20 protein-coding genes are annotated in these 22,027 nt (G+C 64.9%); 8 read left to right on the top strand and 12 right to left on the bottom strand.

All coding sequences use genetic code 11. The features are described from left to right. Positions 1-46: 46 nt before the first annotated feature. On the bottom strand, positions 47-613 hold the full coding sequence (locus AB5Y89_RS10210) for a TetR/AcrR family transcriptional regulator (protein WP_049635917.1): 567 nt from the start codon (positions 611-613) through the stop codon (positions 47-49). Between the two features lie 167 nt (positions 614-780). Here AB5Y89_RS10210 and AB5Y89_RS10215 point away from each other — a divergent pair, with 167 nt between their 5' ends. Both AB5Y89_RS10215 and AB5Y89_RS10220 read left to right on the top strand, forming a co-directional pair. Next, a complete protein-coding gene (locus tag AB5Y89_RS10215; protein ID WP_180344825.1) occupies positions 781-1,818 on the top strand; it encodes an alkene reductase in 1,038 nt (345 codons plus the stop codon). A 192-nt stretch (positions 1,819-2,010) separates the two neighbouring features. Then, positions 2,011-2,922 (top strand): bifunctional helix-turn-helix transcriptional regulator/GNAT family N-acetyltransferase, encoded by a 912-nt coding sequence (locus AB5Y89_RS10220; RefSeq protein ID WP_113069660.1) that lies wholly within the window; start codon positions 2,011-2,013, stop codon positions 2,920-2,922. A 53-nt stretch (positions 2,923-2,975) separates the two neighbouring features. Here the strand turns inward: AB5Y89_RS10220 and AB5Y89_RS10225 are convergent, their stop codons facing one another. The 4 genes from AB5Y89_RS10225 to AB5Y89_RS10240 all read right to left on the bottom strand — a co-directional run bounded on the left by AB5Y89_RS10225 (position 2,976) and on the right by AB5Y89_RS10240 (position 8,227). Further along, the gene (locus AB5Y89_RS10225; protein WP_041211045.1) at positions 2,976-3,920 is read right to left on the bottom strand and encodes a bile acid:sodium symporter family protein; all 945 of its coding nucleotides are present in this window, start codon (positions 3,918-3,920) and stop codon (positions 2,976-2,978) included. A gap of 103 nt (positions 3,921-4,023) precedes the next feature. After that, complete coding sequence (locus AB5Y89_RS10230) at positions 4,024-4,362, bottom strand: nuclear transport factor 2 family protein (RefSeq protein ID WP_368223709.1); 339 nt, start codon at positions 4,360-4,362, stop codon at positions 4,024-4,026. Between the two features lie 168 nt (positions 4,363-4,530). After that, complete coding sequence (gene prfC / locus AB5Y89_RS10235; RefSeq protein WP_089503670.1) at positions 4,531-6,120, bottom strand: peptide chain release factor 3; 1,590 nt, start codon at positions 6,118-6,120, stop codon at positions 4,531-4,533. Positions 6,121-6,364: 244 nt separating this feature from the next. After that, complete coding sequence (locus AB5Y89_RS10240) at positions 6,365-8,227, bottom strand: diguanylate cyclase (RefSeq protein ID WP_368223711.1); 1,863 nt, start codon at positions 8,225-8,227, stop codon at positions 6,365-6,367. A 195-nt stretch (positions 8,228-8,422) separates the two neighbouring features. Between AB5Y89_RS10240 and AB5Y89_RS10245 the strand changes: the two genes are divergently transcribed. Further along, complete coding sequence (locus AB5Y89_RS10245) at positions 8,423-9,427, top strand: sensor domain-containing diguanylate cyclase (protein ID WP_039039409.1); 1,005 nt, start codon at positions 8,423-8,425, stop codon at positions 9,425-9,427. A 12-nt stretch (positions 9,428-9,439) separates the two neighbouring features. Here AB5Y89_RS10245 and viaA read toward each other — a convergent pair whose 3' ends face one another. Together viaA and AB5Y89_RS10255 are read right to left on the bottom strand one after the other, a co-directional pair. After that, positions 9,440-10,894 (bottom strand): ATPase RavA stimulator ViaA, encoded by a 1,455-nt coding sequence (gene viaA / locus AB5Y89_RS10250; RefSeq protein ID WP_368223713.1) that lies wholly within the window; start codon positions 10,892-10,894, stop codon positions 9,440-9,442. 95 nt (positions 10,895-10,989) lie between these two features. Further along, entirely contained in the window at positions 10,990-12,603 is a 1,614-nt protein-coding gene (locus tag AB5Y89_RS10255) for an ATPase RavA domain-containing protein (protein ID WP_201970096.1), read from the bottom strand. Positions 12,604-12,819: 216 nt separating this feature from the next. Here AB5Y89_RS10255 and AB5Y89_RS10260 point away from each other — a divergent pair, with 216 nt between their 5' ends. Both AB5Y89_RS10260 and rimI read left to right on the top strand, forming a co-directional pair. Continuing rightward, entirely contained in the window at positions 12,820-13,257 is a 438-nt protein-coding gene (locus AB5Y89_RS10260; protein ID WP_319911434.1) for a DNA polymerase III subunit psi, read from the top strand. Positions 13,258-13,331: 74 nt separating this feature from the next. After that, on the top strand, positions 13,332-13,781 hold the full coding sequence (gene rimI / locus AB5Y89_RS10265) for a ribosomal protein S18-alanine N-acetyltransferase (protein WP_103255305.1): 450 nt from the start codon (positions 13,332-13,334) through the stop codon (positions 13,779-13,781). A gap of 71 nt (positions 13,782-13,852) precedes the next feature. Here the strand turns inward: rimI and AB5Y89_RS10270 are convergent, their stop codons facing one another. Next, complete coding sequence (locus AB5Y89_RS10270; RefSeq protein WP_010672910.1) at positions 13,853-14,395, bottom strand: hypothetical protein; 543 nt, start codon at positions 14,393-14,395, stop codon at positions 13,853-13,855. A 181-nt stretch (positions 14,396-14,576) separates the two neighbouring features. Here AB5Y89_RS10270 and AB5Y89_RS10275 point away from each other — a divergent pair, with 181 nt between their 5' ends. Then, complete coding sequence (locus AB5Y89_RS10275) at positions 14,577-16,367, top strand: long-chain fatty acid--CoA ligase (RefSeq protein WP_103260800.1); 1,791 nt, start codon at positions 14,577-14,579, stop codon at positions 16,365-16,367. Between the two features lie 60 nt (positions 16,368-16,427). Here the strand turns inward: AB5Y89_RS10275 and AB5Y89_RS10280 are convergent, their stop codons facing one another. From AB5Y89_RS10280 to AB5Y89_RS10295, 4 genes are all read right to left on the bottom strand, one after another. Then, positions 16,428-17,642, bottom strand: coding sequence for an aldose 1-epimerase family protein (locus AB5Y89_RS10280; protein WP_039039404.1), 1,215 nt, complete (start codon positions 17,640-17,642; stop codon positions 16,428-16,430). 227 nt (positions 17,643-17,869) lie between these two features. After that, the gene (locus tag AB5Y89_RS10285; protein WP_043155387.1) at positions 17,870-18,562 is read right to left on the bottom strand and encodes an aspartate/glutamate racemase family protein; all 693 of its coding nucleotides are present in this window, start codon (positions 18,560-18,562) and stop codon (positions 17,870-17,872) included. Between the two features lie 135 nt (positions 18,563-18,697). Continuing rightward, complete coding sequence (locus tag AB5Y89_RS10290) at positions 18,698-19,288, bottom strand: LysE family translocator (protein WP_010672906.1); 591 nt, start codon at positions 19,286-19,288, stop codon at positions 18,698-18,700. 102 nt (positions 19,289-19,390) lie between these two features. Next, positions 19,391-19,987, bottom strand: a complete 597-nt coding sequence (locus tag AB5Y89_RS10295) for a LysE family translocator (RefSeq protein WP_039039402.1) — start codon at positions 19,985-19,987, stop codon at positions 19,391-19,393. Positions 19,988-20,103: 116 nt separating this feature from the next. Between AB5Y89_RS10295 and AB5Y89_RS10300 the strand changes: the two genes are divergently transcribed. Together AB5Y89_RS10300 and AB5Y89_RS10305 are read left to right on the top strand one after the other, a co-directional pair. Beyond that, entirely contained in the window at positions 20,104-21,477 is a 1,374-nt protein-coding gene (locus AB5Y89_RS10300) for a PLP-dependent aminotransferase family protein (protein WP_139699999.1), read from the top strand. A 29-nt stretch (positions 21,478-21,506) separates the two neighbouring features. Further along, the gene (locus tag AB5Y89_RS10305) at positions 21,507-21,971 is read left to right on the top strand and encodes a hypothetical protein (protein WP_113069655.1); all 465 of its coding nucleotides are present in this window, start codon (positions 21,507-21,509) and stop codon (positions 21,969-21,971) included. Positions 21,972-22,027: the final 56 nt, after the last annotated feature.

The raw sequence follows: 22,027 nt of genomic DNA on the forward strand, positions 1-22,027 counted from the left end.
ACAACAAAGGCTCCCGCGGGAGCCTTTGTTGTTTCCATCCTCGCCATCACGCCCGCAGGGCGCTCATCATCCGGGCGACGACACCGGCCAGCAGAGGGCGGTCGGGGTGACACTGGGCGAAGGTGACCAGCCCCTGGATATGGACCTGCAAGAAGGCGGTCAGGGTGGGGATGTCCCCCTCTTTTGCCAGCTCTCCCTTCGCCTTTGCCAGGGCCAGCTGCCCGGCCAGATCCTGTTCCAGCTCGCCGTAGATGGCCTTGAAGCGAAGGTGCAGCTCCTCGTCCTGCTCCGCCAGCTCCATCAGGGTGCGGGTCAGCAGGCAGGAGCCCTGCAGGGCATCGTCCACCACCTGCTCGAGGTAGGCGTGCAGCCCCGCCAGCGGGCTGGGCTGTGCCAGGCAGCGGCGGCGCAGGGCTCCCTTCTCTGCCACATAGTGATCGACCGCCGCCAGCAGCAGGCCGCGCTTGTTGCCAAAGGCGGCATAGAGGCTGCCCGGGTGCAGGCCGGTTGCGGCCACCAGCTCCTGCATGGTGGTCTTGGCATAGCCTTTGGCGCGAAAGGCTTCCATGGCGTTTCGCAAGACGGCATCCCGATCGTATTCGGCGCTGCGCATGGGGTCTCCGGTGGCAAGGTCCCGCGGGACGGAAAAAACAGGGCGGCAAGTTTACCCCAGCCTCCCCCGTCAATCCATGTTGAATGCTTGCTCAAAAAATACTTGCACACAAACCAAAAAACGTCTTGAATGCCCGTTCAAGAATCACTCCCTCAGGACAGACGATCATGAATACCCTGTTTCAGCCCTATCGCCTCAACGACACCCTCACCCTCGCGAACCGTTTCATGATGGCCCCCCTCACCCGCTGCATGGCGGGCCCGGGTCTGGTGCCCACCGAACAGATGGCCGCCTACTACGGCCGCCGCGCCGACATCGGCCTCATCATCTCCGAAGCCACCATCATCCGTCCGGACGGGCAGGGCTACCCCAATACCCCGGGGCTCTACAGCGCCGAACAGATCGCCGGCTGGAAGAAAGTGACCAGCGCCGTGCATGCCAACGGTGGCAAGATCTTCGCCCAGCTGTGGCACGTGGGCCGTCTCTCCCACCCCTTCTTCCACCACGCCGAAGTGCTGGCCCCCTCCGCCATCGCCCATGAGGGCACGGTACCGCGCATGCGCGAGCTGGTCTATCAAGTGCCGCGCGCCCTGACCGGGAGCGAAATCGCCCAGCTGGTCGAGGATTACGCCCAGGCCGCCGCCAACGCCATCGAGGCGGGCTTTGACGGGGTGGAGATCCACGGTGCCAACGGCTACCTCATCGATCAGTTCCTGCACCACGCCAGCAACCTGCGCACCGACAACTACGGCGGCAGCCCCGAGAACATGAGCCGCTTCGCGCTGGAGGTGGTGGATGCCATCGCCGCCCGCATCGGCGGGGATCGCACCGGCCTTCGTCTCTCCCCCGGCGCCTATGTGCACCTGGAGGGGGATGCCCGGGATCGCGCCGTGTTCGACCACCTGCTGGCCGAGCTGAACCAGCGCACTCTGGCCTATCTGCACCTGGGCATCTTCGATGACAGCCTCACCTTCGACTACCTGGACGGCCGCGCCTCCGACTACCTGCGTGCCCGCTACGACGGCCACCTGGTGGGGGTGGGCAACTACAACGCCGAGACCGCGCTCGAGGCCATCGAGGCGGACCGCTTCGACCTCGTCGCCATCGGTCGCCCCCTCATCGCCAACCCGGACTACCTCGCCAAGGTGAAACAGGGCGACGCCCTGGTGCCCTATGCCGACACCATGCTGGCCGAGCTGGTCTAACCCTCGCCGGCCCCTTGCCTGACCAAGGATGGGATCCGCGCCCCCGCGCGGGTTTCCAATGTTTGGGCCCCCTCCCGGGCCCTTTTTTCTGCCTGCCTTTCGCCCTTTTTCACGCAAATGGTTGTCATCAACAACCAAAGGATGGTATTGGTTGCGCATAACAACCAAATGCCATCACAAGGAGACAACCCCATGGATCCCCGCCCCCTGCGCGCCCTGTCGAGGGAACTGGTACGCGAACTCGGCATGCTCTCCCAGCAGTGCGGCTCGCTGGCCCTGAGCCCCCTGGAGGCCCACCTGCTCATCGAGCTGGAGAACGGTCCCGCCACCAACCAGCAGCTTGCCGAGCGCCTTCGCATCGACAAGTCCAACGCCAGCCGCCCCCTGGCCCGCCTCGCCGAGCGGGAGCTGATCGCCTGGCAACCCCACCCCTCGGACGGGCGCAGCAAGGAGGCGAGCCTCACCGAGCCGGGCAAGGCACAGCTTGAGGAGCTGCACCGGCAGATGGACGAGACCATGGCGGGGGCCCTGGCCCAGCTCTCCCCCGCCGAGTGCGAGCAGATCTGGGAGGGCATGCGGCTCTATCGCAGCGCCCTCTCCCGCGCCCGCCGCCAGCAGGGATTCGTCATCCGCCCCATCACCCCGGCCGACAATCCCCGGATCGCCGCCGTGGTGCGCGCCGTCTCCGCCGAATACGGCCTCACCGCCGACAAGGGGTACGGGGTGGCGGATCCCAACCTCGATTTTCTCCACGAGACCTATCAGGGGGAGCGCAGCCGCTACTGGGTGATTGAGGGACCGGACGGCACCATTCTTGGCGGGGGCGGCATAGCGCCGCTGGCGGGGGCAGCGGATGTGTGCGAGCTGCAGAAGATGTACTTCCTGCCCGCCCTGCGAGGGCTGGGCCTGGGACGGCGGCTAGTGTTGCAGGCGCTGGCCGAGGCCCGCGCCCTGGGTTACCAGCGCTGCTATCTGGAGACCACCGCCGTGCTGCGGGAAGCCACCGCCCTCTATGAATCCCTGGGCTTCGAACACCTGCCGGGGCCCCTTGGCTGCACGGGCCACGACGCCTGCGAGATTTGCATGGTGCTGGCGCTCGACTAGCTCAAACAACAAGGGGCCCATGGCCCCTTGTTGTTTCATCTGTCGCCCCCTGATCAGCCAGCGCGCTGCTCCAGGGTCCCAGCAGGCCGGGAAAGCGGTCGCTTGGCCCAGACCCCGGCCAGCAGAGAGCCGGACAGGTTGTGCCAGACCGAGAAGAGGGTGCCAGCCATGGCCGAGGCGGGAGTGAAGAATTTCATGGCCAGCGCCGTGGCGAGGCCAGAATTCTGCAACCCCACTTCGAAGGCCACGGTGCGGCAGATCCGCTCCTCAAAGCCCAGCCAGCGACTGACCCAGTAGCCCGCCGCAATGCCGATGCCGTTGTGCAGGATCACCGCCAGCGCCACGATGGGGCCGATGCTGGCGAACTGCCCTGCGTTGAGGGCGACCACGATGGCGATGATCATGACGATGGCGGCCATGGAGACGAGCGGCAGCACGGGCTCGATACGTGCCGTCAGGGAGTGGAGGAAGACATTGGCAACCACCCCGAACACCACGGGTATCAGCACTATCTTCACCAGGCTCAGCAGCATGTCCAGCACCGGCACGTCGACGCTCTTGCCAGCCAGCAGCTGCACCAGCAGGGGGGTGACGAGGACCCCGAGCAGGGTGGAGAGAGCTGTCATGGTGATGGAGAGAGCGACATCGCCCTTGGCCAGATAGCACATCACGTTGGAAGAGGTGCCACCGGCGACGCTGCCCACCAGCACCATGCCCACGGTCAACTCGGCATCAAAGCCCAGCAACAGGCTGACCAGCAGAGCGGCCAGCGGCATCACGCTGAACTGCAATACCAGCCCGAGGCCGATGGCCTTCTTGTTGCGCACCACGTCGAGGAAGTTCTGGGGTTTGAGGGTCAGCCCCATGGCCAGCATGATGATGGTCAGCAGCGGCACTATCTGGCCCTTGAGGCCGACGAAGGGCTCGGGCTGCCAGTAGGCCAGCAGGGAAAACAGCAGGGCCCAAAGCGGGAAGAGGTGGGTGATGCGTCCAAGCATGGTGTACTCCTTGTTATTGTCCAGACGCGGGCAGACCAGGGGATGCCCGCAGGGAACTTTCTCTTATACCAGCTTTGTCGCCGGCAGGCCCGTGTAGCGGCGCTCAGGAAGGGAAATAGAACCAGGCGGTCTGGATAAGACCCTCCTTCACCTCGAACACCGCCACGCTCTCGATGGGCTCGGGGGAGAGGCCGTGGATCAGCTCGTGATCGAACACCTTGTTGCCCAAGACGGTGCGTGACAGCAGCTCGGCCTTGAGCAGCGGGTTGTTGAATCTGTGCTGTGCATAGAAGGCCCGCAGCGCCCCCTTGCCGACTGTGCTCGGCGTCTCGGTCGGCATGCGATAGCCTTTGAAATCCGGGGAAAAGCAGGCCACGAAGGCGTCGAGATCGTGGGCATTGTAGGCGGCAAACTGCGCCTCTACGGGTTGGGTGACGGACATGTCTCTCTCCATGAATGAATTTTAAATCACTTATCATTTATTTTTATTCACCAATCAAGCCCCGGATGGGGATCGCCGCCCCTTCCAATGAAACGCCCCATAACAAAAAACCCCGCCGAAGCGGGGTCTCTCTGGTCATCAGCCACCCGCTGGGTGCGGGCGGGGTGATCAGTGTTCGCGGGTCTGGCGGAAGTGAACGTCCGGGTGACGCTCCTGTGCCAGGCGCAGGTTGACCATGGTCGGCGCGATGTAGGTGAGGTTGTCACCGCCATCGAGGGCCAGGTTGACCTCGTTCTTGCGCTTGAACTCCTCGAACTTCTTGACGTCGGTCCCTTCCACCCAGCGGGCGGTGGCGACGTTGACCGCCTCGTAGATGGCCTCGACGTTGTACTCGCTCTTCAGACGAGAAACCACCACGTCGAACTGCAGCACACCGACCGCACCGACGATGAGATCGTTGCTGATGAGCGGACGGAACACCTGCACCGCCCCCTCTTCGGAGAGCTGCACCAGCCCCTTGAGCAGTTGCTTCTGCTTGAGGGGGTCACGCAGGCGGATGCGGCGGAACAGTTCCGGCGCGAAGTTCGGGATACCGGTGAACTTGAGATCTTCACCCTGGGTGAAGGTGTCGCCGATCTGGATGGTGCCGTGGTTGTGCAGACCGATGATGTCGCCGGCACAGGCCTCGACCGCCTGTTCACGGTCACCGGCCATGAAGGTGACGGCGTCGGAGATGTTCACGTCCTTGCCGATGCGCACGTGGCGCATCTTCATGCCCTTGCTGTAAGTACCTGACACGATACGCATAAAGGCGATACGGTCGCGGTGTTTCGGGTCCATGTTCGCCTGGATCTTGAACACGAAACCGGAGAACTTCTCCTCGGTCGCCACCACTTCGCGGCTCTCGGCCTTGCGCGGCATGGGGGCTGGCGCCCAGTCGGTCAGGCCGTCCAGCATGTGGTCGACACCGAAGTTGCCAAGGGCGGTCCCGAAGAAGACCGGGGTCATCTCGCCGGCGATGAAGGCATCGTGATCGAACTCGGGAGAGGCGCCCTGCACCAGCTCCAGCTCGCCACGCAGCTGGGCCGCCAGATCGTCGCCGATGGCGGCATCCAGCTCGGGGTTGTTCAACCCCTTGACCACCCGCTTCTCCTGGATGGTGTGGCCCTGACCGCTCTGATACAGGTAGGTCTCGTCCTTGTAGAGGTGGTAGACCCCCTTGAAGGACTTGCCGCAGCCGATGGGCCAGGTGATGGGGGCGCACATGATGTTGAGCTCGCGCTCCACCTCGTCCATGACCTCCATCGGGTCGCGCACTTCGCGGTCCAGCTTGTTCATGAAGGTGAGGATGGGGGTGTCGCGCAGCCGGGTCACTTCCATCAGCTTGCGGGTCCGGTCTTCAACACCCTTGGCGGCGTCGATGACCATCAGGCAGCAGTCGACCGCCGTGAGGGTACGATAGGTATCTTCGGAGAAGTCCTCGTGACCCGGGGTGTCGAGCAGGTTGACCAGGCAGTCGGCGTAGGGGAACTGCATCACGGAAGTGGTGATGGAGATACCGCGCTGCTTCTCCATCTCCATCCAGTCGGATTTGGCGTGCTGGCCCGAGCCACGGCCCTTGACGGTACCGGCGCGCTGAATGGCCTGTCCGAACAGCAGGACCTTTTCGGTGATGGTGGTTTTACCCGCATCCGGGTGCGAGATGATCGCAAAAGTGCGTCTCTTGGAGACTTCACTCAGAAATTCAGCTGACATAATTCGACGTTCTTCTATTGAGCGGCGGCCTGGAGCCACCGTGGGAAAAATGCGGGACAGCACCTTGGAATCAGGGCGCCCATGCAGACAACGACACCACGCGGGCGGGTCAGTGACCGCCGGTGGAGACAGGAGAAGCGCGTTGCATTACATGGGTCTGGCCCCGGATCAAAGCAAAATTGCGCGGCATTATACCCGCGCGAGTGAAAAATACCCAGCCCGCTATCACGGGGGCCCGGGGTCGGCCTCACCGGGCCGTCATCACCCGGTTGCGCCCCGCCAGCTTGGCCTCGTACATGGCCTCGTCGGCCCGGCGTACCAGCTCGCCCAGGTTGTCATCCTCGGGTTTGTACTGGGCGCAGCCGATGCTGATGTGGATGGGGTGATCCGCAGGCACTCCCTCAATCTCGAGGCAGGCGACGGCTTGGCGGATCCGCTCCGCCACCTCGACGGCCTCGCCCAGGAGGGTATCCGGCAGCAGCACCAGAAACTCCTCGCCGCCGTTGCGCCCCACCCTGTCGAGGCTGCGCAACTGCTCCTCGATGCACTGGGCCACGGCGGTGAGCACCCTGTCCCCCACGTGGTGGCCCAGCTGGTCGTTCACCTTCTTGAAGTGATCCACATCCAGCAGCAGCACGCACAGGGGTTTGCCCTCCTCCCGGGCCTGGGTGAACCATTTGCGCCCCTTGGCCTGGATCTGGCGCCGGTTGTGGATGCCGGTCAGTTCGTCCGTCATGGCGAGACGCTGCATCTTGCGGGTGCGCCCGCGCTGGTGCACCACCAGGGTGCCCATCACCACCAGCAGCAGGGCCACCACCAGGTATTGCCAGTAGCGCCGCTCCTGCAACTGCTTGAGTTTCTCCGCCTGCAACTGCTGCTGGGACCTGAGGGTCTGGTTTTCCAGCTCCTTGCGGGCGAGATCGAACTCGAAACGCATCTGCAAGGAGCGCTGTTCCCGCAATCTGAGCTCGAGGGCCTGGCGGGTCTCGACATAGGTCTTGAGGCTGGTGAGGGCCGACTGGATATGCCCCTGACGCTCCAGCACCCGGGCCCGTGTCTCATGCACCCGGGCGAGGAAGCGCAGGTTCTGCTCCCGGGTAAAGATGGGCTCGGCCTCGTCCAGGTGCCGCAGCGCCTCGCCGGGTTGGTTCAGGGCCTCGAGGACCTCGGCCATGACGAGGTGCCAGTGGCCCAGGGTGACGCTGTCCGCCCCCTCCCCCTGATGAAGGGAGGCTGCCGCCTGATCGAGCTTGATCATGGCCTGGTCCGGCTTGCCCTGTTTCTGCAGGATGGTGGCCAGCTCGATTCGGCTCCAGGCCAGGACCCCTTCCTGGTTTGACCCCAGATAGTAACGCTCCGCTTCGGCCATCAGGGGCAGCGCCTTGTCGTACTCTTCGGTGTCGATGTAGAGGAGCCCCTGCTGGCTGTGAATGTCCACCAGGTACTCCTCGACCCCGAGCTGCCGGTAGTCGTGCTCCAGCTCCTTGAAATAGCTCTCGGCCCGCTCATAGAGCCCCATCCTGCGATAGGCATTGGCAATATTGGCGAGCACCTCGCGCCCCTTGGCCTCCAGCCCGAGCGCCTCGTAGCGCTGGTGGGCATCGATGAGATCCATCAGCCCCTCCGCCAGCTCCCCCTGGTAGGAGTACATCTCCCCCCGCAGGCTCAGGATGTCGGCACGCTGGCGCTCATCCCCGAGCCGGCGAGCCAGGGTCAGGGCGGCGTCGTAATCCTCCCCGGCCCCGGCCATGTTGCCGAGCAGTTGCCGGTGATACCCGCGGCAGGCGAGCAACCCCACCTCGGTGACCCTGTCCTTGCGGGCACGGGCCTGCGCCAGCCCCTGCTCGGCAAACGCCACCGCGCGGCGAAACTCCTCGTCTCGTTCACTCGGCTGGGCCCAGCACTGCAGCCGGGCAAGGCGGCCCTGCACCTCGGGCGGATAGTGTGCCTGTTCGGCAGTCAGGGCGGCGACGCGCTCGCGAAACACCTGCACCGGCATCGTCGACTCTTCCAGTCGCTGCAACGCCAGTTGCAACTCGTACCCAGCCAGTGGCGTCGCCTGGGCCAGGGCAACCCCCAGCAACAGACCACCTCCCATCAGGATCTTCATGCGGACATTTTCTCCTCTTCACTGGCCGGACGCCGCGCTCACCGCTGTCATCATATCCCCACAGACTCTGGGCGCACAGCCGCCAGAGGGTGGGAAAACGCCTCATATCGGACAAGAGCCTCCCCTATCCCCTTCTTTACAGAAGGAGAGAGTGCATCGACTATATATGCTTTCGAACAGGGGAAGGGATGAGGAATGACCTACGAGGAGCTGAGGGAGGCTTACGACAGGTTGTTGCTGGAGAACGAGCGTCTCAAACGCATCGCGGATGACGCGCGGGAGAAGCTGGACGCCGCCATGGACGGCACCGGCCTGTGCATCTGGCAGAACCATGTGCCCACCGGCAAACTCATCATCTTCAACCGGCGCTGGGGCTCCATGCTCGGTTACCAGCCCAAGGAGCTGTCGGCCCACTTCGACGTCTGGCGCGCCCACCTGCACCCGGAGGACAGGGAGCAGGTGCTGCAGGCCTTCTTCGACCATCTGGAGGGCAAGAGCCCGTTTTATCAGGCGATGCACCGCATGATCGCCAAGGATGGCAAGACCACCTGGGTGCTGGACCGGGGCCGGGTGGTGGAGCGGGATGATCAGGGCAACCCCGTCCGGGTGATGGGCACCCACATCGACATCACCCACGAGAAGGAGTACGAGCAGCAGCTCGCTCAGCTTGCCCACCGGGATCCCCTCACCGGCCTGTTCAACCGCACCGCGCTGCACCGCCACTTTCCCGGGGAGTACCAGGCCATCTGTTTCATCGATCTCGATGACTTCAAGCTGGTGAACGACAACCTGGGCCACCGGGCAGGTGACGAACTGCTGGTCTCCCTTGCCCAGCGCCTTCGCCACTGCTGCGGCGAGGAGGTACGGCTGGGGCGCATCGGCGGGGACGAGTTCGTGCTGCTGCTGCCCTGGGCGTGCGACGATCCCCGCACCAGCCACCTCGCCCGCCAGTGCATCGATGCCATCGCCACCCCCTTCGAGCTGCCCAACGGGGACGCCTCGGTGGGACTGAGCATGGGAATTGCGGCCATCCGGCCCCAGGACGATTTCGGCGCGGCACTGGCCCGGGCGGATCAGGCCATGTACAGGGTCAAGCGCAGCGGCAAGCGGGGTTTTTATATTGCCCAGCCAAGCGGTCAGCCGCTGCTGGATCAGGAGCAGGTCAACGAACGGGGCCTCTACCACAGGCCCACTCTCTGAGCCTGAGCACCCTCAATGGCGCTGCCAGCGCCGCAGCAGGCGTCCACGCAGGCCGCAATCGAGCAGCCAGCTGTTGTCGAACACCCGCAAAATGGCCGCCTTGGCGTGACGGGACATGGCGACCGCATGGAAGCGTGTCTGCTGCGCCCGTCGCCGGTTCATCCGCTCGAGCAGGGGGTGGGGCAGGTTCTGGGCGATGAAGTCGGAGATCACCAGCACGTCGGCCTTGGCAAAGGCGGGTTGTTCGAGCTGGGTCAGGGCCTGCTCCAGGCAGGGCACCAGATCGGTCCCCCCGTGAAAACTCATGGAGAGAAAGCGCTCCGCCTTCTCAAGCCCGGTGTCGGCGGTGATCTCCAGGGTCGCCACCTCGGTGGAGAAGAGCATCAGATAGCAGCCCCGCTTCTCCTCCATCGTCCCCTTGAGCAGGGCGAGAAACAGCGCCTTGGCACACTCCTCCGGATAGCCCCCCATGGAACCTGACGTATCGACGCAGACGATGAAGGGGCCACGCGGCTGCACCTCCTGCCCTCCCTGCTCGGGGGAGCGCAGCATCAGACGCTGGCGCGGCAGGGTGCCCCGCGACTGGTAGCTCAGCAGGCGCCGCTCCAGATAACGGCGATAGAACTCCAGTTCCAGCTCCGGCAGCGCCAGCATCACCGCCTCGCTCGGCAGGAGGCGCATCAGATCGCTGGCCGGGTGCACCCCCACCAGATCGTCGGGCACATCGTCACTTTGCACCTCCTCCAGCTCGTGCACAGGCACCGGCGGCAGCGTCCTGTCCTCGCTGCGCCGCTCCCGCTCGCTGCGCCCAAGCAGGGCGGCGATCTCCGCGAGCAGAGGCTCCTGCTGCAACATGCGGGCGTACTGCTTCACCAGCGCCAGGCTGCGCTTGTGCCAGCTCCCCTGGGCCAGATCCCAGAGCCCCCCGGCGGAGATCTGGTGCGGATCCAGGGCATCGGCCAGGGTCCGGTTGGCCAGCAGTTGATCCTCTATCTCCTGGCGCTGCTTCTCCCGCTCCGCCTCCGCTATCTGCTGCTGCAACTGCAACAGGCTGCCCACCAGGCTGGCGCGCCATTTCTCGATGAAGAGCTGGCGCAGCCCCTCGGTGGGCTGGGCCACTATCTGGCGCACCAGGCTGCGGGCATCCCCCGCGAAGGGGCTGTGCTGCTCAAGGGCTTCCAGCAGGGCGGGCAGTCGCCCCACCAGCTCCGGCAGGGGCAGTTGCCGGTGGGCCTGATAGAGCAGGTATTCCCGCTCGAGAGCCACCGGCACCGGCTTGTGACGCATCTCCTCCCCAAGCTGTTCGCTCCAGGTCTGGATGCGCTTTCTGAGCAGCTTCCCCTGCAGGGGCGAGCGCTTGAGGAACTCGGAGATCTTGGGGGTGGAGGCAAGCAGCAGCGCCATCTCCCCCGCCAGCTCCCCCTCCCCCATGAGCAGCCCCAGGTCCATCATGCCGATCTCTAGCATGGGCCACCCCGGATGTTGAGATGTGATGGAGTATCATGCTGACGAAACATGTTTTTCATCCTGTTTATTTCACCAATCCCACGTCAGGCGCGACGTCACCCCTGTGCATCGAGAAGAGGCAGACGATCCCGCCACTGCTGCAGCTCGGCCCCCAGCCGCTCCAGGTCCCGGCTCAGCACGAAGAAGCTGTCCTCCACCTGACGCAACCAGTTGTCCCCCACGAACAGGTGAGGCTGGTGACGGTCGAACAGGTTGCGCTGGCCCTTGAGGTTTTGCAGCACCCGGTTCACCTGGCCCGTCAGGTCGTCCAGGGCCGACAGCCAGGGGGCCATCACCACCTCGGGGATGGGGGTGCGCTCCACCAGCATCAAGGGCACGGGCTGGCGCTGGATATCCAGCACGTGCAGCCGCAACTGCTCGTCCAGCACCAGCTCGTAGTGCCCCTCCTTGGGGTTGCCGAGGGGCCAGCCCACCAGCGCCTCCCCGGTGGGGTGCCAGTGAGAGAGCAAAGTGCGATCGAAGGTGAGGGTGCCGGTGAGGCGTTCGGGATCACTGCCATCCAGGGGCGCCGGAGTGAGCAGCTGGAAATGCACCAGCTTGCCGAACGGCCTGGCGTTGGCCAGCGGCAGTTCGGTGCCGCGGGCGCGGCGGCCGAACCACTGCTTGCGCTTGACCGCCTTGCAGCCGATGCGCAGGGCGACCGCCCCCTGCAACTGCTTGAACTGCTCGCGCAGGGAGAGCAGCTCCCGGGTCAGCGCCAGTTGCTGGTAGCCGTAGAGGCGGGAAAACTCGCCGATCATCTCCAGCAGCGCGGTGCGGGAAGCCTCGTCGTGCCAGAGGCAATCCTTGAACAGCAACAGATCCAGGGGTGCCACCTCGTCGCGGCCATTGAAGAAGGCGCTCGCCTTGATGAGCCGCACGGCCTTCTTCCAGCGCCGATCCGAGACATAGCAGCCGTGCCCGAGCTGGCTGTCGAGCTGCTGGCGCAGCTGGTAGATGAGTTCGAAACAGGCGTCCGGCAGGCGCACCTGCTCGATGGCATCCTGCCAGGCGTCGTACTCTTCCCCCCGAATCTGCACCGCCGGGGTCAGGTTCTGATGGGACTGGCCATCGCTCGCCAGCATGGCCTGGAAGTTGGATTTCTCCTGCACCCTGTCCATCCAGACCCGCACCAGCATGCGGTCGTAGAGCGCCTCCAGCCCGCTGTCCGGGGCAGGCAGCTCGTTCGAGGCGGTGACCAGCAGCCGCATGGGAATGGGGTGCTGGCTGTCGCCGTTGCGAAACTGCCGCTCGTTGATGGCGGTGAGCAGGGTGTTGAGGATGGCGGGGCCCGCCTTCCAGATCTCGTCGAGGAAGACCACCTCGGCCTCCGGCAGGTAGCCGCTGGTCAACCGCAGGTACTTGCCATCCTCCTTGAGCGCCTGGATGGAGAGGGGGCCGAACACCTCCTCCGGCGTACTGAAACGGGTCATCAGGTATTCGAAATGGCGGGCATCCTGAAACGCCAGCTTGAGGCGCCGCGCGATCAGGCTCTTCGCGATGCCCGGGGGGCCCAGCAGAAAGACGCTCTCGCCACTCAGGGCCGCCAGCAGGCCGAGCCGCAGGGCATCCTGGCGCTCATACAGTCCCTCGCCAAGGGCGGAAAGGAGCCGTGGCAGGCGCTCATGAATGGGGGTGGCACGAACAGTATTCTGGGCTAAAGGCGGCATAGGCACAGTTCCGAAGCTGATAGGTCATCCGTGGTGACGGGGTCCGGCCTCTGGCCCCGCCCCACTCTCATTGTCTGTCATCTCTGCCCCCGGGGAGGCGCTCGTTTGCCATCGCCACAGGGCTAAAAGCGCACGTCCGGGGTGCAGCAAATCCCGCGAGAGTGTACTCTGCGCATCATTATTTACCCCAACGCAGATCAAGAGTGAGCCTTCGCCATGCAAGATCCCCTGCTGGACCCGCTGCGCCAGCGCATCCTGGCCCGCATGGGCATCCCCCTCTGGCAACAAAGAGGCAGACTCCTGGCGGGAGGCACCAGCCCCGACGGCGTCGCGCAGCCGGCAAACACGCCCGCCGACGAGGTGCTGGCCCCGCAGGAGACTGCCCCTCTGCCGACCGGCAAGCTCTGGCTGCTGGCAGAGACGCTGCCCGCGCCCTCCCTGCTCGGGGACATCTGCCGCTGGCTCGGCCTTGGCACGGACGAGGTCTCCCTGCTGTCCGAGATGCCTTCCCTGCCCGCGGGGGCCACTTCGCCCCTGCTCTGGCTGACGGCGCCGGACCCTCGCTGGCCCGATGCCCTGGTCTGCCCGCTCAAGCCCAATGGGGCGCACAAGCGCGCCCTCTGGCAGCAGTGCCGGCAGCGCCACACCCCTTGATGCTCACGACCATGGCACGGCCATGGTGTCCATCGCAAGCCTGAATCCCGTCCGGAGTGACCATGTCTGACCTCTTGCCCCACTTTCGCCCCCTGCTCGAATCGGACTTCGAAGCCATCTACCCCATCGAGCAGGCCGCCCACCAGGAGCCCTGGAGCCAGGCCAACCTGCTCTCCTGCTTCGGGCCGCGCTATCTCAACGGCCTGATGCTGGTGGACGGACGACCGGCCGGTTTCTACATCTCGGATCTGGTGGCGGGAGACAGCTCCCTGATGAATCTCTGCGTGCATCCCGATTTTCAGGGCAAGGGGCTGGGGCGAGCGCTGCTCAGGGAGTATTTGGCCCGCAGCAAGGCCGGCAAGGCCGAGGCCTGGTTCCTGGAGGTCAGGGCCGGCAACCGCACCGCCATCAACCTCTACGAGAGCGAGGGGTTTGCCGAATATTGCCGCCGCGCCGACTACTATGGTACCGGGCAGGAGAGGGAGGATGCCGTGCTGATGTCCCGTCTGTTCGACTTCGGCTGACAACCCGCAGCAGACCGCCGTCAGCGGGCGCCCCCCTCTGACCTCCCTGAATCCCCCGCTTCGCTTCCCCCTCAGGGCAGGGGCGCATTGTCGATGGAGGGGTCTTCCAGGCTCAGGGTCACCCTCAGCACGGCCTCGAAGGCGGCTCCCGAGAGGGGCATGAAGAAGCCGCGGCCGTAGGTGACGCCGGGCATCCAGATCTGTTCGATATCCACCGCGATCTTGATGGGGCGAAGCGGCTCACCCGGTCGCTGGACATAGATGCCAGGGGCCGTCGCAACCTGGGGGAAGCGGCGCAGAATGTGCTCGCTGCCATCCCCCGCATCCGGGTTGAGTCGCACCTTCACCAGCCCCGCCAGGGCGGATTGCATCTCGGGGGCACGCCACAGCCTGGTATTCAGCGCCTTGCAGCGTCGGCACTTGGCGCGCTCGATCACGTAGAGCAAGGGGTATCCTTCCCTCAGCGCCAGCCGCTGCGCCTGCTCATAGCCCTCGGCGCCGCTCAGCCAGGGATTCTCCTGCTCCCCCGCGCCCCCCAGCAGATACCAGAGGGCGCCTGCCCCCGCCAACAGCAGCAACACGCCGGTGAACAGGCTCTTGATCCCGATATTCATGGTGCAACTCCCTGAATGAATCCGATCCCTGCCCCCTATCATGCCTCACTCTCATCTGGTTGACGACTTTGTGATCCAGGACAAATGGCGCACACTTGTAAGCTGTAATGTTAGAGTTTAAACTCCAGCCCCGATTTTGGTGCCCCTGCGGGCGCACAACTGTTACTTGAGGATGCGTGAGATGTCGCAGTTTCATCTGGTTAGAGTGATGCGTGAGCGTATTGCCCGCCTTGGCAACAAGGCCGCCCTGCGCGTCCAGCAGGATGGCCAGTGGCGCGCCATCGGCTGGCGAACCCTGGGTCAGGCCATGGATTATTGCGCCCAGGGACTGATCCGGGCGGGCCACCAGTCCGGCGAGATGGTCGGCATCTATGCCCGCAACATGCCCGAGTGGACCCAGGCCGACCTCGGCATCCTGGCCGCCCGCGGCGTCAGCGTGCCCATCTACCCCACCAGCACCCTCGATCAGCTGCGCTACATCGTCAAGGATGCCGGCATCAGGATGCTGTTCGTGGGGGAGCAGCCCCAGTTCGATCAGGCGCTGCACCTCATCGACAGCGGCGAGATAAGCCACATCGTCGCCCTGGACGGCACCGTCGATCTGCGCGGCTGCGCCTCGGCCAGCCACTTCCAGGCCTTCCTCGTCTCCGGCAACCACCAACCCAGCGAGCAGGTGCTGCGCGAGCGCGAGCGCCACTACCGCATGGACGACCTGCTGACCCTCATCTACACCTCGGGCACCACGGGCGAACCCAAGGGGGTCATGCTCGATTTCGCCAACATGGCCGCCTGCTTCGAGATGCATGACGCTCGCCTCGACCTCAGCGAACAGGATGTCTCCCTCTGCATGCTGCCGCTGAGTCATGTGTTCGAGCGTGCCTGGAGCTACTACGTGCTCTATTGCGGCGCCGAGAACGTCTACATTCGCGACCCGCAGAAGGTGATGGATGTCATCGGCGAGGTGAAGCCCACCGTGATGTGCGCCGTGCCCCGCCTCTACGAGAAGGCCTACGCCATGATCCAGGCCAAGGTCGCCCAGGCGCCGCGCCTGCGCCGCGCCCTGTTCGGCTGGGCCACCCGGGTGGGCAAGCAGATGGTCGCCACCCGTCAGGCGGGCAAGTCCGCCTCTCCCCTGCTCTATGGCCAGCTCTGGCTTGCCGAGCGCCTGGTGTTTCGCAAACTGCGCGCCCGTTTCGGCGGTCGCACCCGCTTCCTGCCGGTGGCGGGCGCCCGTCTCGCGGACGAGGTGAATCTCTTCTTCCAGGCCATGGGGCTCAACCTCAAGTACGGCTACGGCATGACCGAGACCACCGCCACCGTCTGCTGCTATGAAGACACCCAGTTCAGGCTGGGCTCCATCGGCACGGCGCTAAACGGCATCGAGGTGAAACTCGGCGAGAACAACGAACTGCTGGTGCGCGCCCCCACCGTGATGCGTGGCTACTACAACAAGCCGGAGGCCACCGCCGAGGTGATGACCGAGGATGGCTTCCTGCGCACCGGCGATGCAGGCGAGCTGGATGACGAGGGCAACATCTACTTCACCGAGCGCTTGAAGGAGCTGATGAAGACCTCCAACGGCAAGTACGTGGCGCCGCAACTGGTCGAGGGGACCCTCGGCAAGGATCGCTTCATCGAGCAGATTGCCATCGTCGCCGATGCCCGCCACTTCGTGTCGGCGCTCATCGTGCCCTGCTTCGAGTCCCTGGAGGAGTACGCCCGCTCCATCAACCTGCAGTACCAGTGCAAGACCGAGCTGCTGCGCCACTCCCGGGTGATGGAGTTCTTCGAGGCCCGCATTCAGGATCTGCAAAAGGAGCTGGCCAAGTTCGAGCAGGTGAAGAAGTTCACCCTGCTGCCGAGCGCCTTCTCCATGGAGCTCGGGGAGATCACCCCCACCATGAAGCTGCGCCGCAAGATCATCGAGGCCAAGTACCAGCGCGAGATAGAAGCCATGTACAGCCACGTCTGATCGACGGGCCTGATATGAAAAAGCCGCTCATGGAGCGGCTTTTTGTTGGGCGTCTCTCCCTTATGGCAGCTTGACCAGGGGTTGCTCGCGCAGCTCGGTGGCCCGACCGCCCTGGATCTTCTCCACCTGGGCCAGGGCCTGCTTCACCTCGTCGGCATTTTGCAGCAGGCGATAGGTCAGATCGAAGGTCTTGGTCTCCCCCGGCTGGATCTTGGGGACCAGCCCGAGCGGGCGCTGGTACTTGGTGCTGTAGGCATAGCTGGTACCGGGTTCGATGCCGGTCACATAGCCCTGGGCCCGGGTGTCGGTGTTCTTCCACAGGGTCAGCACCGGCAGCTGTCGGGTGTTGTAGCCCACCGCCACTCCGGCGTTGCCGGCCCGGTTGTTCAGCACTGCCAGGGTATTGCCGTCGGCGTCGCTGTAGGGCACTAGGTTGAACACCATCTCGTCGAAGCCCTTGGTGGGCCCCAGATAGGTTTGCCAGCCCTTGAGTCCGGCCTTGGCGTAGTCATTGAACGGGGAGATCTGCTTCACCGGCGTGCTCACCCTGGCTCCCTCCTCCAGAATGGGGGCCCCGAAGTTGCCGTGATAGATGATCTGGTACTCGTTCTCGTAGTCCGCGTGGTTGGTCAGCTTGTCCTGCAGGGCAAACTCCGCCTGACCGGGCACCACGCTCAGCTGGGTCCAGGTGACCAGTTCGCTCATCTTGAAGGTGCGCTCGTCCACCCGGCCCAGCACGTGGATGGCATAGGGCGGCTCTTCGTCCACGGTCACGCTGACCACGGAGGCAGGAATGTTCTGCACCCGGCCATGCAGGCTCTTGAGGCGGCCGTCGTCATCCACTCCGGGATGACCCGTCCACTCGTAGCCGCAGCGCACCAGCATCTCGTTGAAGCCGTCGAGCCAGCCGAGGCCGCCACGGCTCTCGAGATCGATGAAGGCGGGGTTGACCACCTCCTTGACCGGTGAATCCCAGCCGAGGCGCAGATCCGCCGCCTTGACCTCCTTGATCCCCATGCCGCGGGTCGGCACCAGGGTGATTTTCATGACGCCGTTGTCGACGATGAGCAGATCCACCCCTTCCTGGCGGCCGCCGTGCAGGCGTTTCTTCTCGATGGTGAAGGGAACCGGGCTCTTGATACCGAGCTTCTCGCTGGTGATCTTCCAGTCACCCACATCCAGCCCTTGCTGGGAGTCGGTCAGCAGAAATTCGGCGGCGTGACCCGCGGTGGCGCCCAGGGCGAGCAGCACGGCAATGGAGAGTTTCTTCAACATGGATTTATCCTCGTGTCTCTTGTTTTTGTGAAAGCTGAATCGTTTCAGTGATCGAAAACTAGGCGTCTGACGCCCCGGACTCAAGAGACAAAAAGAGGAAATGTGAGCCGATTGACAATAAAAACGGCTTCAGCCCTGCTGAAATGAAGGCTGACTCACAGTTATGAAAGGAGGAAAAAACAGGCGGGGCGCCGAGAGGGGCGCCCCCTCACCCCGCCCGCACCACATCAGGCAAGGGCCAGCGTCACCGCGGCTTCGGCGTGGATGGCGGTGGTGTCATAGAGAGGCACGGCGGCCTGGCACGCCCCCACCAGCAGGGCGATCTCGGTGCAACCCAGGATCACCGCCTGGGCACCGGTCTGTGCCAGATCGGCGATGATGGCCAGATACTCGGCCTGAGACGACTCGCGAATATCGCCGAGGCAGAGCTCGTCATAGATGATGCGGTGCACCCGCTCCCGTGCAGCGTCATCAGGCACCAGCACCTCCAGCCCGAAGCGCTCCTGGAGCCGCCCCTTGTAGAAATCCTGCTCCATGGTGAAGCGGGTGCCGAGCAAACCCACCCGGGTCACCCCGTCGGCCTGGAGGCGATGGGCCGTGGCATCGGCGATGTGGAGCAGGGGAATGTCGATGGCGGCCTCGATCTCCGGCGCCACCTTGTGCATGGTGTTGGTCCCGATCAGCAGAAAATCGGCGCCACCGGCCTGAATGGCCCTGGCCTCGGCCGCCAGCAGACGGGCGGTGGCGGGCCAGTCACCGGCGTGCTGCAACCGCTCTATCCCGGCAAAATCCACGCTGCTCAGCAGCACCCGCGCCGAGTGCAGACCGCCGAGCCGCTCGCGTACCCCCCGGTTGAGGGCCTGGTAATAGCTGACGGTGGACTCCCAGCTCATGCCACCCAGCAGACCGATACATTTCATGGGATCTCCTTATGTAACCCGATGGTGCAAACCAATGCTGCAATTCCTCAGGGGGCGCGTCTGATCGCACCGCCCCGGCAATAAAAAAGGCCCCGAAGGGCCAACAAGACAGCCGGTAAAGGCTCAGGCCGAGGCCTAAACCCAGATCATCAGCACGCAGGCCGCCGTGGCGAGCCCCATGCCCAGATTGAAACGACGCCAGCCGGTGGCGGTGCGGATGAGGCGGCGCACCTGGGCACCGAACAGCACCCAGAAGGCTCCGGTATAGAGGCCGGTCACGAAGAAAATGCCGAGCACCCAGCCCGCGGACGGCCAGTAAGCCTCCCCCGCCAGGGTGAAGCCGCTGATGGCGGAGAGCGCCATCATCCAGGCCTTGGGATTGAGCAGTTGCAGCATGGCCCCCTGATGGGCCGGGATGAGCGGCCGGTTCCCCTCCGCCGGGCCACTGGCGTTGGCCACCTTCCAGGCCAGCCAGAGCAGGTAGGCCGACCCCACCAGCTTGAGGCCGTCGTGCAGCAGGGGCAGACGCTCGAACACCACCCCGAGCCCCAGGGCCGTGGCCAGGATCATCAGGTTGATGCCCCCCACCACCCCCACCAGCAGAGGCACGGAGCGGCGAAACCCCTGGGCGGCCCCGGCACTGGTGAGCAGCATGTTGTTGGGGCCCGGCGTGCCACAGGTGATAAGGGCAAAGCCCGCCAGGGGGAGCAACCAGTTCAGATCCATCTCAACCTCGTTCAGATACGGCAAGCCTCCTAATATGCAGAGCCGACGCCCTGACGACAAGGTCAGCAATGCATTTTCTTTGCATGAATAGTCAAGGTGCTGTTAATACCAGAGCATCACCACGCACAGGGCGGTCAAGGCACCCAGGCTGCCGTTGAGACGACGCCACCCCTTGTCCGAGTTGATCCAGCGGCTGAGCTGATGGCCAAACATCACCCAGGCGAAGCAGACCGGGAACCCCGCCATGGGGAAGACACTCATGATGCCCCACATGCTCGGCCAGTAGTCGCTCCCCGGCAGGCTGAACAGACTGATGGCCGAGATCCCCATCATCCACGCCTTGGGATTGAGGAACTGGAAGCCCAGCCCTTCAAGCAGGGTCAAGGGGCGGGCACGGCTGGCGGGATCTCCGGGGGCGCCTGCCACCGCGATGCGCCACGCCAGCCACAGCAGGTAAAGGCTGCCCAGCACCTGCAGGCTCAGCTTGAGCAGGGGCCAGCGCTCGAACAGCGGATAGAAGCCGAGCGCCAGCACCAGTTGCAGCACAGGCTGGCCCACCGCCACCCCGATGAGATGGGGCAGGGTGCGACGCACGCCGAAGTTGGCGCCGGACGCCGTCAACATCAGGTTATTCGGCCCGGGAGTGCCGCAGGTGAGCAGGGCGAAGCCAAACAGGGTGGCATACCATTCGATGGTCATGGGGAGACTCCTTTCTCGCCACATTGTACCGATACAATGTGTGCTTGTTGGTTGTGTAAAGGCTGATAATCACGCTATATTGCGGACAATCTTGGATCAATGGATTTATTGTCACCATGACAATCTGGACGCCCGACCTCACCCCTTTCGAGGGGCCCCTCTACCTCAAACTGGTCAAGGCCATCGAGCAGGCCATCTCCACCGGCATCCTCTCACCCGAGACCCGGCTGCCGACCCACAGGGCCCTGGCAGACAAGCTGGGGGTCACCGTGGGCACCGTCACCCGCGCCTACACCGAGGCGGAGCGACGGGGCCTGCTGGCGGCCCGGGTCGGGCACGGCACCTGGGTCAGGGGAGCGGCGGATCCCGCCAACGAATGGGTGATCCGCAATGAAGACAGCCAGCGCATCGAGTTGTGGCAGAACCTCCCGGTCCAGCTGGACAGGGGCGCCATCATCAGGCCCCTGCTCACCGAGCTGGCGCAGGGGGATCTCAACGGCCTGCTCGGTTATGACAAGGAGGCCGGACGCCCCGCACAGCGCCAGCTGTTCGTCGACTGGCTCGCCGAGCAGGGCATCACGGCGAGCGAAGATCGCCTGCTGTTCAGCCATGGTGCCCAGCACGGCATCATGCTGGCCCTGCTGGCCACCGGCTGCGTGGGAGAGACCCTGTTTTGCGAGGGACTGAGCTACCCCGGCATGCTGGGCAATGCACGCCAGCTCAAGAATCAGGTGGTGGGACTGGCGATGGATGAGGAGGGACTGCTGCCAGAGGCGCTGGATGCCGCGTGCCGTACCCGCCGGGCCAAGCTGCTCTACCTCACCCCCACCCTGCAAAACCCCACCACGGCCACCATGAGCCTGGCGCGACGCGACGCCATCGTCGCCATCGCCCGTCGCCACGATCTGCTGATCGTCGAGGATGACGTCAACGGCCTGCTGCCCGAAAGTGCGCTCCCTCCCCTGGTCAACCTGGCACCGGAGCGGGTCATCTACCTCGGCAGTCTCGCCAAGATCGCCTGCGGCGGCCTGCGGGTCGGCTTCGTGTTGTCCCCTCCCGCCCTTCGCAACGGCTTCGCCCAGGCGATGCGGCTGTCGAGCTGGATGGTGAGTCCGCTGCTCATCGAGCTGGCCTGCAAGCTGGTGAGCCAGCGCCAGATCATGCCGCTCATCGAACACCAGCGAAAAATCCTGGCGCGCCGGGGTGAGCTCCTGCACCACCTGTTGCCGGGAGCGCGCTGGCAGCCGGGGTCTATGCACGCCTGGCTGCCGCTGCCCGAGCCCTGGCGCAGCCAGGAGTTTGCGGAGGCCGCCAACGCCCTTGACGTGGGGGTCGCCAGCGGAGAACACTTCGCCGCTGGCCAGTTTGCCGCCCCGCAGGGAGTACGCCTCAGCCTGAGTCAGCCCGCCACCGACGCCCGCGTCGCCGAAGGGCTGGAGCGCCTCGCCGGGCTGCTGAGGGGCACGCCGCCCACCAATCCCCTGCTATAGTCATTGACCCTGGCACCCGAGGAACCTTCATGTCTGCCGTCCGTCCCGCCCTGCTGATCGCGACCCTGCTGCTGGGAGGCTGCGCCTCCCCGGCCCATCAACAGCTTGGCGCCGCCCTGAGCGGACTGGAGGGGGAGCTGACGCGGCTGGAGGAGGAGTTGGCGGCCATGAACGGCCTTCACTATCAAAAAGCCATCGACGCCCCGGTGGCGCTGCGCCGCTATCTCAAGGCCCCCGCACCGACGGCGGAGGGGCTGGTGCCCGTGCAAAGCCGGCTGCAAGATGGCCCCCTGCTGCGCTACGACTACCGGCTGCCCGCCGGGATGACGCAGCTGCCCACCGACAACCCCTGCCTGCGCTACGAGTTCGAGCTGCGCCGCCTCGGGCGCCTGGGCCAGCTCGAGCTCGCCTGGCAGGGAGAGGCGGGCGCCGGGGAGCTGCGTGTCCCCCAGCGGGACTGCCCCTTCTCGGCCAGGGGGCCCGGCCTTCAGTGATGCTATCTTTGCCCCGCCCAAGGCCGGCACTTAGCCATTCCTGACCCAGGTGGGGT

The organism is Aeromonas sp. s4, assembly GCF_040907855.1.
In the GTDB taxonomy this organism is placed as follows: domain Bacteria; phylum Pseudomonadota; class Gammaproteobacteria; order Enterobacterales; family Aeromonadaceae; genus Aeromonas; species Aeromonas caviae.